We start from the raw sequence: 16816 nt of genomic DNA on the forward strand, positions 1-16816 counted from the left end.
AACACCATTCTCGCCAGGAGCAAGTGTTGCCGGTACGGTCGATACATCTGTAAGATCTAGAAGTACATCGCTTACTGTTACTCCTGTAAGTGTCGTGTTTCCAGTGTTGGTAGCATTAAAGGTATAGTCTATACGGTCGCCTACGTTTACAATACCATCTGAATTTACATCTACATAAACTCCAGATTTCACTAAATCAATTTGAGGAAGCGAAACAAGCAAAACGATAGTAGGGTCATCTACAGCACTAGTACTGGGGTCATCAGATAAATCTAATACTAAATTACCAGAAGGGTTGAAGCCAGAGCCATTTGCTTGATTCGAAACATTGCCAACAAGTAAATCATCCTGAGAAACTGAATATACGACTGAAAAAATTGCACTATCTCCGGGTGCAAGGTCTGTTGCATCTCCGTCCCCGTCTAAATCTTGAATCATACCCTGCAAGACAACTGGAGAAATTGTATTAGTCCCAGTAAAAAGAGTCTCGTCAATAGTAATATCATTTATTTGAACTGTACCAGAATTAAGAACATTATAGGTGTAAATTATGGACTCATCAACAGGATCATAAACTCCTATTTTGGTAACGGTTAATTCGTCTGGCCTTACCGTCAATATTACCGTTGCTCTATCGCAGTCTCCACTACTATCACAAATTTCGTAAGTAAACATGTCAGATCCGGTAAAATTAACTCCAGGAGTGAAAATAATTGTATCGTCTGTTGGGTCATTAGGAGTCCCGTTATCGTCAACAGATGCAGTACCATTTAATGGTTGATTAACAACAGTAATTGCTGAAAAACTCGGTCCATCCCCTCCAAAACTATCGTTTATAAGAACATCAATAATTGAATTACTAACTGTTGCAACTGTGACCGTATCATCAACAGCATTCGGATCACAATTAAGTGCGTTAGGACCATTCCCTGTAGCGGTGCGAGTGTCTACGAAAGCACCAAATACACGAATGGAGGTATCCAATAAATTAACACTTACCAAACTCCCAGCAGTAAACCTAATTTCATTATATTCTAAAGAAGTCTCAAAACCAACATTAACTAAACCACTAGACCCTCCGAAAATATCTACTACTGCAGTTAAATTAATTAGGTTCCCAACAGTACTACACTCCTGTTCGACACCATTAAGGTAGGTACATATTTGAAGATTTTCAAATAAATCCAGCTGCACGAGCGACTGTAAGTCTTGAATAGTAAAACCAGCTACGCTTCCTTCCGGAAAAGTATCAATAGGATCTAAAACTGCTATTGTCCCAGTGCTTAGCACGCCCGCAGAAATTTGTATTTCTGCGAAATCATTTAAATCTGAACTGATCGCATTGTTTGCATTCTCAACCGTGCAACCCACACAAGCTAAACCATCAATGCCAGTTTCAAATGAATTAATTACAACCGGAAAACCAAACTCACCTTCATTCAAAAAATTAGTTTGATCACAAAGTATGTTTCCTGAGCAGAGCTTTTTGATAACTGCCTGATAGACGCGTGTCGTTCCAAGATTTAAATTTACAGTATTAGTAAGAGTTAGGCGTACTTGATCAAACTCCTGAGAAGCCACAAAACCTAATGTCCTTCTACCACCTTGACCCGAAATTAGAGAAGTATTAACACCAATTAACGCGCTTACTCCTGTTTGAGTTTCTTGAAGAACTCCGTCCAGATATGTCTCTATAGCAATATTATCGAGGACATCAAGATTTAGAAGTGATGCATTCTCTATTTCAAAACCCACGAAGGTATTTGGCTGATAAGAACTCAAAACATCCTCTACAGCTATAGAACCGCTCGACAAAACACCAACAGCTAATTGAATAGTGGCAAAATCTGTATCAGAACCAGAAATGACATTTTCAGCATCGGATATATCGCATGAAACGCAAGCAACTCCAGCTAAACCGGTATTCTGGGAGTTAATTATTACAGGGAAGTCTGTATTTGTGAAACCTGTATCTTTATTGCATACAAGTTCTGGAGCTTCACAAAATTTTTGAACGGCCGCGCCAAAAACTCTTGTAGAACCTAAATTTACTGAAAGTGTATTTGATACAACGATTTGAACTTCATCAAATGGTAGCGATGTTGCAAAACCAACTACGCGCCTACCATCACTATTTAATAAGGATGTATTAATTGAAACGAGACCGCCTGAACCTGTTTGGCTTTCCTGAATACTATTATCTAAGTACGTGTTGACAACAATACCGTTCAACAAATTCAAATCCAGCAGACCGCTATTTGCAATATCGAAACCAGCAAATGTACCAGCTGGAAATGTATCAACATCACTTTTAACAGCAATAGAACCAGAAGAAGCAACACCAACTGCCAAATTTATGGTCGCAAAATCATCATCATCTTCCGTAAGCAAATTATCTGTATCAGTGACAGAACATAAGGCGCATAACAAACCATTCACCCCTGTGAGACTTGGGTTGATATAGAACGGAAAGCTGGGATTGCTTAGTACAGTTTTTTCATTACATTCTAACTCTGTACCAGCACAAAAACTTTGAACAACAGCGTGATAAACTTGCGCTGAAAATAAAACGCTAACTAATGGGTCATAGCTAATACGCAATTCGTCAAAATCTGTATTCGTTATAAATCCAAGTGTAACGGTACCATCTGCATTTAGCAGATCAGTACTAACTCCTAATGTAGAAGAAACAGCATTAAAGGTTTCCTGCCTAGTGCCATTTAGATATGTTGAAATGTCAATGGTAGCAGCAACAGAAACCTGCAATAAACCTTCAGAACTTACTCGAAAACCCGCAAAACTACCCGCAGGATAAATCTCATTATCTAAATCTGCCACACTAAGCTCTGCTTCACAACCCAAGCCAGTCATGTTGATGGTGGCAAAATTATTTAAATCAGAATCCGTTAAATTTGAAACCGCTGAAACAGCACCTAGACACAATAATTCAGGTACATTTTCAGTTATAGAAGCATTTACATTTTCGAATGACAAACCATTCACAAGCGGCAACCGTTCATTGCAAGATACGTTACTAGGATTTATATTAAGTGAAGGTCCACTAATAGTGCCAGAAGAAAACGGATTCAGAAACGAAAAACTGGTTTTATTTAATTCGGATTTACTAGGTGAATCAAAATCAAAAGAAATAATGGGATTTGACTCACTCAAAATAGCACCTGTGTCTCTTTCATTAACAAATCTAAACTGCGTGCCTACTTGTAAATCGGCACCTCCATTATTAATTGTAGTATCTTGAAAACCCAAAATTGATTGAGAATAGCTCAACGAACTACTTAACAACAAAAAAACTACTAAAAAGGACTTTACTTTTCCAATACAGAAAGGGGTAAAATTTCTCATATATATTTATTTGAATAAGGTGTAACAAATAAAAACACCCTACTAAAGTCCAAATGTATTGCTATTCCCCAAAACTTGAGAAGATTGAAAGTGAAAGTGAAACACTTTTCGACATAAGCATGGATTTACTCGACCAAAGTGTCCGTAAAATCAAAACCAAAACAAAATAATAGAACAACTAGAAACTATTAAATGAAGAGAGTTTTAGCAACATAAACTAAATAAAAATTACAAGTACTGAAATAATCTTCTTTGTGCGGCTATAACTTTAACAGATTACCGTAGTAAGAACAAATAAATCGTTGAAAAGCATGATACGAACTTGAAAAAATATTTACCCTAGATAACTCCTATGCAGTAGTTAATTGAATTAAGAAAGCCTGACGTAAAAACATCAGGCTTTGATTTTATGCTTGACCGGTTGGGCCAAAACTTAAAGGAACAGGCGGTTGTTCATAATCTTTTATATCGCCATGAGCACGCTCAAACTTTCTTACATTTTCATGCAAAGCTTTTGCAAGTCGTTTAGCATGTTGTGGTGTCAATATTATCCTAGATTTGACCTTTGATTTAGGATTACCAGGCATGATATTTACAAAATCAACCACAAATTCTGAAACAGAATGGTTAATAATAGCAAGATTACTATACTGTCCTTCTGCAACTTCTCCATCAATTTCTATATTGATCTTTTGATCAGGATTCTCAACTTTTGCCATTACAACTAATTATAATTAACCTTTGGCTCCTCTTTTTGTTGCAAAAGTTTTTCAAACTCTTCTTTAGAGCCTACGATAATATCTTCATAGTTACGCATACCAGTACCTGCTGGTATTCTATGCCCTACTATAACATTTTCCTTCAGACCTTCTAATGTATCCACTTTACCTGCAACCGCAGCCTCGTTTAACACTTTTGTTGTCTCTTGGAAAGATGCTGCACTAATGAAAGATTTAGTTTGAAGTGATGCTCTAGTAATACCCTGAAGAACAGGCTCTGCAGTAGCTGGCATCACATCTCTTGCTGTTACAAGTGCTTTATCTTCCCTACGTAAAATAGAGTTTTCATCTCTTAACTCTCTTGAAGTAACGATTTGCCCTTCTTTCAAGTTATCAGAATCACCTGCAGATTCCACCACTTTTTTACCGTAAAGCTTATCGTTCTCTAGAATGAAGTCTTCTTTGTGAATCAATTGATTCTCTAAGAACATACCATCTCCAGAATCTACGATACGTACTTTCCTCATCATTTGTCTTACAACAACTTCAAAATGCTTATCATTAATTTTCACACCTTGTAGCCTATATACTTCTTGAACTTCATTTACTAGATACTGCTGTACAGCGCTTGGCCCTTTGATAGCAAGAATATCCTTAGGAGTAATTGAACCATCAGACAGTGGCATACCAGCTCTTACATAATCATTCTCTTGAACAAGAATCTGATTAGATAGTTTTACTAAGTACTTTTTAACTTCATCAGTTTTTGAAGTCACAACAATCTCACGATTACCACGTTTAATTTTACCAAATGAAACAACACCATCAATCTCACTTACCACAGCAGGATTAGAAGGGTTACGTGCTTCAAATAATTCTGTAACACGTGGAAGACCTCCTGTAATATCACCTGCTTTTGCAGATTTACGTGGAATCTTAACTAACACCTTACCTACCTTAACCTTATCATCATCATTAATCATCAAGTGCGCACCAACTGGAAGGTTATAAGAAATTACGTTATCACCTTTAGCATCTAAGATATGTAAAGTTGGTATTAACTTCTTATCCCTAGAGTCAGATATTACTTTCTCTTCGTATCCCGTTTGTTCATCACTCTCAACTTGGAAAGTAACACCTTGGATAATATTTTCAAATTTGATTTTACCTGCAAATTCAGAAATAATAACTCCATTAAATGGATCCCATTTAGCAATTAGGTCTCCTTTTTTAACTTTTGTTCCAGGTTTTGCGTAAAGCTCACAACCATAAGGAATGTTATTAGAATTTAGAAGCATTCCTGTTTTCTCATGAAGCAACTTCGATTCAGCAGTACGAGATATTACAACATCTACAGCATTTCCTGTCGAGTCTTCACCTTTTACCGTTTTTAAATCTTCAATTTCTAAAATACCATCATTCTTTGCAACAATCGAACTATCTTCAGAAACGTTTCCTGCAACACCTCCAACGTGGAATGTTCTAAGTGTTAATTGTGTACCTGGTTCACCAATAGATTGTGCAGCAATAACACCAACAGCTTCACCTCTCATAACCAGACGGTTTGTTGCTAGATTACGTCCATAACATTTAGTACAAACACCTTTAGGTGCTTCACAAGTTAGAGCAGATCTTACCTCCACTGTTTCCAGATCAGAAGCTTCAATTATATCTGCAACTACCTCGTTGATTAATTCACCAGCAGAAACTATAACCTCTTGTGTAGCTGGATCTATCACGTCATGTAATGCAGTACGACCAAGAACTCTCGCCCCAAGCTTCTCCATTACTTCTTCGTTCTTCTTTAAAGCAGCAACTTCAATACCTCTTAATGTTTCACAATCCTCATGATTTACAATTACATCTTGAGCAACGTCATGTAAACGTCTAGTTAGGTAACCTGCATCTGCAGTTTTAAGTGCCGTATCTGCAAGACCTTTACGGGCTCCGTGAGTTGAAATAAAGTATTCAAGAATAGAAAGACCTTCCTTAAAATTAGAAAGAATTGGGTTTTCAATAATAGCTCCACCACCGTCATTAGATTTCTTAGGCTTAGCCATTAATCCACGCATACCAGTAAGCTGTCTTATCTGTTCCTTAGATCCACGAGCTCCAGAATCAAGCATCATAAACACAGAGTTGAATCCTTGTTGATCTTCTCTAATGTTTTTCATTGACAACTCAGTAAGCTGCGCATTTGTCGCTGTCCAAACATCAATTACTTGATTATATCTTTCGTTTTGTGTTATTAGACCCATACCATAATTTCCACGTATCGTGTCTACTTTAGTATTTGCGCTATCAATCATAGATTGCTTTTCCTCAGGAATCATAATATCTCCAAGAGAGAATGATAATCCACCACGGAATGCAAATCCATAACCTAAATCTTTGATTTCATCAAGGAACGCTGCTGTTCTAGGAACATCAGTTACCTTAAGAATATCACCTATAATATCTCTAAGTGCTTTCTTAGTTAATACTTCATTGATGTAACCAGCTTCATCAGGCACCTTTTGATTAAAGATGACTCTACCAGCAGTTGTTTCAATGATTTCGTTTTTATAAGAACCATCTGATTGAAGAAGTGCTATTCTACACTTAACTGGAGCATTGATATCAACTCTCTTTTCATTAAATGCAATAACTAATTCCTCAGGCCCATAAAAAGTTAATCCTTCACCTTTTACGATGTGTCCAGGTTCAGACCTACGAAGTTTGGTCATGTAATAAAGACCCAATACCATATCCTGAGATGGTACCGCAATTGGACTACCGTTTGCAGGGTTTAAGATATTGTGTGACGCCAGCATTAATAACTGACATTCTAGTATTGCTTCCGGACCTAAAGGAAGGTGGACTGCCATTTGATCTCCATCAAAATCGGCATTAAATGCAGTACAGACTAATGGGTGTAACTGTATTGCTTTTCCTTCAATTAATTTAGGTTGGAAAGCCTGTATACCTAATCTGTGAAGAGTAGGAGCACGGTTCAGCATTACTGGATGTCCTTTAAGAACATTCTCCAGAATATCCCAAACAACAGGTTCTTTCTTATCTATTATTTTCTTTGCAGACTTTACCGTCTTTACGATTCCTCGTTCAATAAGCTTACGTATAACGAAAGGCTTATAAAGCTCTGCCGCCATGTCTTTAGGAATACCACACTCATATAATTTAAGCTCTGGTCCTACAACAATTACAGAACGTGCGGAATAATCAACACGCTTACCAAGTAAGTTCTGACGGAAACGTCCTTGTTTACCTTTAAGGGAATCTGATAAAGATTTTAATGGTCTATTAGAATCTGTTTTTACCGCACTGGACTTTCTTGTATTATCAAGAAGTGAATCCACTGCTTCTTGTAACATACGCTTTTCATTACGAAGAATTACTTCTGGAGCTTTAATCTCCATCAATCTCTTCAAACGGTTGTTACGTATAATTACACGACGGTATAAATCATTTAAATCTGAAGTCGCAAAACGACCACCATCTAGTGGTACTAATGGACGTAATTCTGGCGGAATTACTGGAATCACTTTCATGATCATCCATTCAGGTTTATTCTCACGACGTTCGTTAGAATCTTTAAGCGCTTCAACAACTTGTAGACGTTTTAAAGCCTCTGTTTTACGTTGTTTAGAAGTCTCGTTATTTGCTTTGTGTCTTAGATTATAAGACAGAGATTCTAAATCAATACGCTGTAAAAGATCGATCAAACACTCTGCACCCATCTTAGCGATGAATTTATTAGGATCTGAATCGTCTAAATATAGGTTCTCTTGTGGAAGAGAATCAAGAATATCTAGGTACTCTTCTTCTGTAAGGAAATCTAATTTATTTACCTCTTCACCTTCAGCATTCTTTGCAATACCTGGTTGAATCACCACATATCGTTCATAATAAATGATCATATCCAGCTTCTTTGATGGAAGCCCAAGTAGATAGCCTATTTTGTTAGGCAAACTACGGAAATACCAAATGTGCGCCACTGGCACTACAAGGTTGATATGACCTATACGATCACGTCTTACTTTCTTTTCTGTAACCTCTACACCACATCGATCACAAACAATTCCTTTATAACGTATGCGTTTATATTTTCCACAAGCACATTCATAATCCTTTACAGGACCGAATATACGCTCACAAAAAAGCCCATCCCTTTCAGGTTTGTGCGTACGATAGTTAATCGTTTCTGGTTTTAACACCTCACCTCTTGACTCTGCAAGAATAGCTTCTGGAGATGCGAGACCAATTGAAATTTTTGAAAATTTCTTTGGTGCTGTATTGTCGTTATGTCTAGCCATAATTATGGTACTATTTTAAGTTAAAGTAGCAAGGTTGTTTGCTGTGTTCCGCTTTCGCGAAAGCGAAACTAACATCCAACCTCACAGAAAAATTAATCCTCCAGTCTTAGATCTAATCCTAGACCTTTCAACTCATGCATCAATACATTAAATGATTCTGGAAGACCAGGCTCTGGCATAGGCTCGCCTTTTACGATTGCTTCGTAAGTTTTAGCGCGACCAATAACATCATCTGATTTTACAGTTAAGATTTCACGTAAGGTACTAGATGCTCCATAAGCCTCAAGTGCCCATACTTCCATCTCTCCAAAACGCTGACCACCAAATTGTGCTTTACCACCAAGTGGTTGCTGTGTAATCAACGAATATGGACCTATAGAACGTGCGTGCATCTTATCATCTACCATGTGACCTAGCTTAAGCATGTAAATGATACCTACCGTTGCAGGTTGATCAAAACGCTCACCAGTACCACCGTCAAATAAGTAAGTATGACCAAAACGTGGGATACCAGCCTCATCTGTATAACCGTTGATCTGATCTAAAGTAGCACCATCAAAGATAGGAGTAGCAAAAGTTTTACCTAATTTTTCTCCAGCCCATCCTAGTACTGTTTCATAAATCTGTCCAATGTTCATACGAGAAGGTACACCTAGCGGATTTAATACGATATCTACTGGAGTTCCATCTTCAAGGAAAGGCATATCTTCCTGACGCACAATACGTGCAACGATACCTTTGTTACCGTGACGTCCTGCCATCTTATCTCCTACTTTAAGTTTACGCTTCTTAGCGATATAAACTTTTGCAAGTTTGATAATACCAGCTGGAAGCTCATCTCCTACAGAGATAGTGAACTTTTCACGACGCAATGATCCTTGAAGATCATTTTCTTTAATCTTATAATTGTGAAGTAAGTCTGCAACCATTTCATTTACTTCATTACTTGTTGTCCAAGTTCCTGAAGTTAAATGAGTAAAGTCATCTACTGAGTTCAACATTTTAAGAGTATACTTTTTACCTTTAGGAAGAACTTCTTCACCTAAATCATTAAATACACCTTGTGATGTTTTACCACTTACTATTTCAAATAATTTCTCAATAAGACGTTCTTGAAGGTTATCAAATTTACCTTGGTAATTTTGTTCTAACCTCGCAATATCTTCTTTGTCTTGTGCTCTTTTTCTCTTATCCTTTACAGCACGAGAGAATAATTTCTTATCAATAACAACACCTCTAAGTGATGGAGAAGCTTTTAAAGAAGCGTCTTTTACATCACCAGCCTTATCACCAAAAATAGCTCTAAGAAGCTTTTCCTCTGGAGTAGGATCAGACTCACCTTTAGGAGTAATCTTACCTATTAAAATATCACCTGGTTTAACTTCTGCACCGATACGAATCATTCCTTGCTCATCAAGATCTGCAGTAGCTTCTTCAGAAACATTAGGTATGTCTGGAGTTAACTCTTCATTACCTAGCTTTGTATCTCTTACGTCAAGAGAATACTCATCTACATGAATAGAAGTGAATATATCTTCACGAACTACTTTTTCTGAGATCACAATCGCATCCTCAAAGTTATAACCCTTCCATGGCATAAATGCCACTTTCATATTACGTCCTAAAGCAAGTTCTCCAGCCTCAGTCGCATAACCTTGACAAAGCACTTGTCCTTTATTTACTCTATCACCTTTTTGAACGATAGGCTTTAAAGTAATACTAGTACCTTGATTGGTCTTACGGAACTTGATTAAGTTATAAGAGGTATCTTCTGGTTCAAAACTTACAAGAGATTCACGCTCCGTACGATCATATCTAATCACTACCTTTTGAGCATCTACATAAACCACTTCTCCATCACCTTCTGCATTGATCAATACTCTTGAATCAGAAGCCACTTGTCTTTCAAGACCAGTTCCTACAATAGGAGCATCTACTCTAAGAAGTGGTACTGCCTGACGCATCATGTTAGATCCCATCAGTGCACGGTTTGCATCATCATGTTCCAAAAATGGAATTAAAGATGCCGATATAGAAGCAATCTGATTAGGAGCAACATCTGCATAAACCACCTCAGAAGCATCAATCACAGGGAAGTCTCCTTCCATACGTGCAATTACTTTTTCTTGATCAATCTTACCATTTGTAAGTGGTAAGTTAGCTTGTGCAATATGCAATCCTTCTTCTTCTTCAGCACTCAAATAAGTAGGCTCTTCATCCAGGTTTACTACACCATCTGTTACTTTTCTGTAAGGCGTCTCAATGAACCCCATGCCATTTACTTTTGCAAATACAGCAAGAGATGAAATTAAACCAATGTTTGGTCCTTCAGGAGTTTCAATCGGACATAACCTTCCGTAGTGTGTATAATGAACATCACGAACCTCAAAACCTGCTCTTTCTCTAGAAAGACCACCAGGTCCAAGCGCAGACAATCTACGTTTGTGAGTAATCTCTGCTAACGGATTAGTTTGATCCATAAATTGAGACAATTGGTTCGTTCCAAAGAAAGAATTGATAACAGAAGAAAGAGTCTTTGCGTTTATCAAGTCGATAGGTGTAAACACCTCATTATCTCTTACGTTCATACGTTCACGTATGGTACGAGCCATACGAGCAAGTCCTACACCGAATTGTTGAGATAACTGCTCACCAACAGTTCGCACACGTCTATTAGATAAGTGATCAATGTCATCAATCTCTGCTTTAGAGTTGATCAACATGATCAAATGCTTAATAATGGTAATGATATCTTCTTTAGTAAGCACTTGCTTATCCATAGGTATATCAAGACCTAATTTCTTATTCATTCGGTAACGCCCCACCTCACCTAAGTTATATCTCTGGTCAGAGAAAAACAACTTATCGATGATACCACGCGCAGTCTCCTCATCAGGCGGTTCAGCATTACGTAATTGTCTATAAATATGTTCTACTGCCTCCTTTTCTGAGTTAGTAGGATCCTTTTGTAATGTATTGTGAATAATAGCATAATCAGCGGACATGTTATCCTCTTTATGAAGAAGAATAGTCTTTGCCTGTGATTCAATGATCTCATCAATATGTTCTTTTTCAAGAATTGTATCACGATCAAGAACGATTTCATTACGTTCAATAGACACCACTTCACCGGTATCTTCATCAACAAAATCTTCATGCCATGTTCTAAGTACACGAGCAGCAAGCTTGCGACCTAAATATTTTTTTAAACCTGTCTTACTCGCTTTAACCTCTTCTGCAAGATCAAAGATACCTAAGATATCCTTATCTCTTTCAAAGCCTATTGCTCGGAAAAGTGTGGTTACAGGTAATTTCTTTTTACGGTCGATATAAGCGTACATAACGCTGTTGATATCTGTCGCAAATTCTATCCATGATCCTTTAAAAGGAATTACACGAGCAGAATATAATTTTGTTCCATTTGCATGAAATGACTGGCCAAAAAATACACCAGGTGATCTATGAAGTTGTGAAACTACTACACGTTCTGCACCATTAATACAGAAAGTACCAGATGGAGTCATGTAAGGAATTGTACCTAAATAAACATCCTGAACAATTGTTTCAAAATCCTCATGTTCTGGATCGGTACAGTATAATTTTAAACGCGACTTAAGCGGCACGCTGTATGTAAGACCTCGCTCTATACATTCTTGAATAGAATAACGAGGTGGGTCTACGAAATAATCAAGAAACTCCAATACGAACTGATTACGAGTATCAGTAATTGGAAAATTCTCCATGAAGGTATTGTACAAACCTTCTACTTCTCTTTTATCAGATTTAGTCTCTAACTGAAAAAAGTCTTGGAAAGATTTGATTTGGATATCCAGCAAGTCAGGATATTCCGCCTTATTAGTTACCGTTGAAAAATTAATTCTCTCTGTGTTTGTTGCTAGCATCAATGCACGGTATTAAATGATTAAAAAAAGCGTTATCGACGACGTCTCATCTTTATACGCAAAATGGTCTAGCCCTGTGAGCAACGCCCACAGGTCTAAACCGATAATGTTTAGTTAAGAAGAATTACTTCAACTCAACCTCAGCCCCAGCTTCTTCTAACTGAGCTTTAAGTGCTTCTGCCTCGTCTTTAGATACACCTTCTTTAATTGGAGATGGTGCATTATCAACAAGTTCCTTAGCATCTTTTAACCCTGCACCTGTAAGTTCTTTTACAAGTTTAACAACAGCTAGCTTTGCACTACCTGCAGCTTTAAGAATTACATCAAATTCTGTTTGCTCTTCAGCAGCGTCTCCACCACCTGCAGCTGGTCCAGCCATAACAGCTGCTGCTGCTGCTGGTTCAATTCCATACTCATCTTTAAGTATAGTCGCTAATTCGTTTACTTCTTTCACAGTAAGGTTAACTAACTGTTCTGCGAAATCTTTTAAATCTGCCATTTCTATCGTTTTAATAAAATTTATAAATAATTAATTGCGTACTCGTTTATGCCCTACTTTTCAGAAAGGGTCTTTAAAATTCCTGCTAATTTGCCTCCACTTGATTTAAGTGCAGAAACAACATTCTTAGCTGGACTTTGAAGTAGACCAATGATTTCACCAACCATTTCTTCTTTAGACTTGATGTTACTTAAAGTTTCAATCATGTCGTCGCCTACATATATAGCTTCCTCAATATAAGCACCTTTAAGCACAGGTTTTTTAGACTTCTTTCTGAAGTTTTCAATAACCTTAGCAGGTGCATTCGCAACCTCTGCAAGCATAATTGATGTATTACCCTTTAACAACCCAGGTAACTCACCAAAATCCTTATCAGATGCTTCCATAGCCTTAGCAAGAAGAGTGTTCTTTACTACTGCCATTTTTACGTTTGCTTTGAAACAAGCTCTACGTAAGTTTGATGTATCTAATGCGTTTAAACCAGATATGTCTGCTAAATATATAGTTGTATTATCACCTAAAGTAGCAGTCAAATCTTGAATAACATTTGCTTTTTGTTCTCTTGTCATGATCTAGATTTTTAGTCGTCTGCAAAACGTTTAGTGTCTATCTCAATACTAGGACTCATGGTACTAGACATGTAGATACTTGTAATATAAATACCTTTAGACGTTGTCGGCTTCAGCTTAACTAATGTGTTAATTAATTCTCGTGCATTTCCTGCAATCTTTTCAGCATCAAAAGACGCCTTACCGACTGCTGCATGTATAATACCAGTCTTATCAACTTTAAAGTCAATCTTACCAGCCTTAACATCAGAAACTGCTTTTGCTACATCCATAGTAACAGTACCAGTTTTGGGATTTGGCATTAGACCTCTTGGACCTAATACACGACCTAAAGGACCTAATTTTCCCATCACACTAGGCATGGTAATAATTACATCAACATCTGTCCAACCTCCTTTGATTTTCTCCAAATACTCATCTAGACCTACATAATCAGCACCAGCTGCAGTAGCCTCTTCTTCCTTATCTGGAGTAACTAAAGCCAAAACCTTAACATCCTTACCTGTCCCATGAGGTAATGTAACAACACCTCTAACCATTTGATTAGCCTTACGAGGGTCAACATTTAACCTCACAGCAAGGTCAACAGATGCGTCAAACTTTGTTGTCGTTATCTCCTTTACAATTTTAGATGCGTCAGCAATTGAATAAGTTTGTGACTTATCAAATTTTGCAACACTATCCTTTTGATTTTTTGTCAATTTTGCCATTGTTACAAGTTTTAAGCAGGTGGGTTACCACCTTTAACGTTCACACCCATTGATCTAGCAGTACCTGCAACCATTCTCATAGCGCTATCTACTGTAAATGCATTGAGGTCTGGCATCTTATCTTCTGCGATCAAACGAATTTGATCCCAACTGATAGTTCCAACTTTCTTACGATTAGGTTCTCCACTACCGCCCTTAAGCTTGACAGCTTCAAGGATTTGCACTGCTGCTGGAGGTGTTTTGATCACAAAATCAAAGGATTTATCCTTATAAACCGTGATCGCCACTGGTAAAACTTTACCAGCTTTATCCTGAGTTCTAGCATTAAACTGCTTACAAAACTCCATGATATTAACACCAGCCGCACCAAGTGCAGGTCCTACAGGAGGAGATGGGTTTGCTGCACCACCCTTAACCTGTAATTTGACAACCTTAGATACTTCTTTAGCCATTTCTAATTAATTTCAATTGTTTAATGATAATAAAGTGGAAGCCTTATTTATCATTTATAAATTGTAACATTTATACTTTTTCAACTTGCATATAACTTAGCTCCAAAGGAGTTTTACGACCAAATATTTTGACCATAACTTCTAGTTTACGCTTTTCTTCATTTACTTTTTCTATAATACCATTAAAACCATTGAAAGGTCCATCTACAACTTTAATAGTTTCACCTGTCTTAAATGGAATAGCAACATTATCTGTCTGCTCGGCTAGCTCATCCACCTTACCTAACATCCTATTAATCTCAGTTCTTCTTAAAGGAACAGGATCGCCTCCCTTAGTTTCACCTAGAAAACCAATAACTCCGTTAACAGATTTAATAATATGAGGAACTTCACCTTCCAATCTCGCTTGAACCATTATATATCCAGGAAAATAAACACGCTCTTTATTGTATTTTTTTCCATCTCTAATCTGGACAACCTTTTCAGTAGGTACAAGAATTTGCTTCAAATAATCACCTAAATTATGATGCGCAATTTCTGACTCAATATAATCCTTGATTTTATTTTCTTGACCGCTTACAGAACGAACAACGTACCACTTCATTAAATCCTTCTCTTCTGACATATCAAAAACTTATTACGGCTTGATCCAATTAAAATAATTCTCTATCGCTGTACTGAACACATAATCGATACCTGCAATAATTAGGGCAAAGACAATTGAAAATACCGCAACGGTAATTGTTAACTTCTGCGTCTCCTCCCAAGTAGGCCAAGTCACATGATTAGTTAACTCATTATAAGACTCCTTTACATATGTTATCAAACTCATAATAGTAATAATCTAGAGGTCAACCAAAAACATGAATCAAACATCATATTCAAGGAAAACTATAATTAACTGCACGGGCTGAGAGACTCGAACTCACGACACCTGGTTTTGGAGACCAGTGCTCTACCAACTGAGCTAAGCCCGCAAAAAAAACATTTATTATAAATATTTTAATGCCTCCCCTTATATAAAGGGAAAGTATCCTGTCTACAAATAGACAGGATACTTAAAATTGTAAATTAGAAATTAATCTAGAATCTCAGTCACCTGACCTGCACCAACTGTTCTACCTCCTTCACGAATAGCAAAACGAAGTCCAAGGTTCAATGCGATTGGCTGAATAAGATCAACCGTAATAGTCAAGTTATCTCCTGGCATTACCATTTCAACACCTTCAGGAAGAGCAATATTACCTGTTACATCTGTGGTACGCACATAAAACTGTGGACGATAGTTGTTATGGAATGGAGTGTGACGACCACCTTCTTCTTTCTTCAAAACATAAACCTCTGCTTTAAATTTGGCATGTGGAGTTACAGATCCTGGCTTAGTAATTACCATACCACGAGAAATCTGAGACTTTTCAATACCTCTAAGCAAAATACCAGCATTATCACCGGCTTCACCTCTATCAAGAATTTGACGGAACATTTCGATACCAGTAATAGTAGAAGTTAACTTCTCAGCACCCATACCAATAATTTCAACAGGATCTCCAGTATTACCTACACCAGTTTCAATACGACCAGTAGCAACAGTACCACGTCCAGTAATTGAAAAAACATCTTCAATAGGCATCAAGAAAGGCTTATCCATATCACGCACAGGCTCTTCAATCCAAGCATCTACAGCTTCCATCAACTCAAGAACGGTATCAACCCATTTTTGCTCACCATTTAAAGCACCTAATGCAGAACCTGTAACTACAGGACCGTTGTCACCATCATATTCGTAAAAACTTAAAAGCTCACGAACCTCCATGTCTACTAATTCAAGAAGCTCTTCATCATCAACCATATCCACTTTGTTAAGGAATACAACAATACGAGGAATACCAACCTGACGACCTAAAAGAATGTGCTCACGAGTTTGCGGCATAGGACCATCAGTAGCTGCTACTACTAATATAGCACCATCCATTTGAGCAGCACCAGTAACCATGTTCTTTACATAATCGGCGTGACCAGGACAATCTACGTGTGCATAGTGTCTGTTCTGTGTCTGATACTCGACGTGAGAAGAGTTAATTGTAATACCACGGTCTTTTTCCTCAGGAGCATTATCAATTTGGTCAAAATTTACTGCCTTAGAGAAACCAGCATCAGCAAGTACTTTAGTAATTGCAGCGGTAAGAGTAGTTTTACCGTGGTCAACGTGACCAATAGTTCCTACATTAAGGTGGGGTTTCGAACGATCGTACGTTTCTTTAGCCATAATTTATAATCTTAGTTTATATT

At 37.4% G+C, this 16816-nt stretch carries 11 protein-coding genes and 1 tRNA gene; all 12 read right to left on the minus strand.

Features of this window, described 5'->3' with window-relative positions; translation table 11 throughout:
- Positions 1-3363 (minus strand): Ig-like domain-containing protein (locus ACTF54_RS09095; protein ID WP_438969204.1); only part of this gene is annotated, 3363 nt, incomplete at its 3' end.
- A gap of 407 nt (positions 3364-3770) precedes the next feature.
- Positions 3771-4082: a DUF3467 domain-containing protein gene (locus tag ACTF54_RS09100; protein WP_347197387.1), complete on the minus strand. Its 312-nt coding sequence runs from the start codon at positions 4080-4082 to the stop codon at positions 3771-3773.
- A 5-nt stretch (positions 4083-4087) separates the two neighbouring features.
- Entirely contained in the window at positions 4088-8395 is a 4308-nt protein-coding gene (rpoC, locus tag ACTF54_RS09105; protein WP_347197386.1) for a DNA-directed RNA polymerase subunit beta', read from the minus strand.
- Positions 8396-8487: 92 nt separating this feature from the next.
- The gene (gene rpoB, locus ACTF54_RS09110) at positions 8488-12297 is read right to left on the minus strand and encodes a DNA-directed RNA polymerase subunit beta (RefSeq protein WP_347197389.1); all 3810 of its coding nucleotides are present in this window, start codon (positions 12295-12297) and stop codon (positions 8488-8490) included.
- 124 nt (positions 12298-12421) lie between these two features.
- Positions 12422-12796 (minus strand): 50S ribosomal protein L7/L12, encoded by a 375-nt coding sequence (gene rplL, locus ACTF54_RS09115; RefSeq protein WP_347197385.1) that lies wholly within the window; start codon positions 12794-12796, stop codon positions 12422-12424.
- 53 nt (positions 12797-12849) lie between these two features.
- Positions 12850-13365 carry a 50S ribosomal protein L10 gene (rplJ, locus tag ACTF54_RS09120; RefSeq protein ID WP_347197384.1) on the minus strand — a complete coding sequence of 172 codons (516 nt, stop codon included), beginning with the start codon at positions 13363-13365 and terminating at the stop codon, positions 12850-12852.
- An 11-nt stretch (positions 13366-13376) separates the two neighbouring features.
- Positions 13377-14075 (minus strand): 50S ribosomal protein L1, encoded by a 699-nt coding sequence (gene rplA / locus ACTF54_RS09125; RefSeq protein WP_347197383.1) that lies wholly within the window; start codon positions 14073-14075, stop codon positions 13377-13379.
- Between the two features lie 11 nt (positions 14076-14086).
- Positions 14087-14527 carry a 50S ribosomal protein L11 gene (gene rplK, locus ACTF54_RS09130; RefSeq protein WP_347197382.1) on the minus strand — a complete coding sequence of 147 codons (441 nt, stop codon included), beginning with the start codon at positions 14525-14527 and terminating at the stop codon, positions 14087-14089.
- Between the two features lie 70 nt (positions 14528-14597).
- Positions 14598-15152, minus strand: a complete 555-nt coding sequence (gene nusG / locus ACTF54_RS09135) for a transcription termination/antitermination protein NusG (RefSeq protein WP_347197381.1) — start codon at positions 15150-15152, stop codon at positions 14598-14600.
- Positions 15153-15164: 12 nt separating this feature from the next.
- Positions 15165-15359 (minus strand): preprotein translocase subunit SecE, encoded by a 195-nt coding sequence (gene secE, locus ACTF54_RS09140; RefSeq protein ID WP_347197380.1) that lies wholly within the window; start codon positions 15357-15359, stop codon positions 15165-15167.
- Between the two features lie 72 nt (positions 15360-15431).
- A tRNA-Trp gene (locus ACTF54_RS09145) sits at positions 15432-15504 on the minus strand.
- Between the two features lie 101 nt (positions 15505-15605).
- A complete protein-coding gene (gene tuf, locus ACTF54_RS09150; protein WP_347197379.1) occupies positions 15606-16793 on the minus strand; it encodes an elongation factor Tu in 1188 nt (395 codons plus the stop codon).
- Between the last annotated feature and the right edge of the window lie 23 nt (positions 16794-16816).

It is taken from the genome of Nonlabens sp. (genome assembly GCF_965657255.1).
Lineage (GTDB): Bacteria > Bacteroidota > Bacteroidia > Flavobacteriales > Flavobacteriaceae > Nonlabens.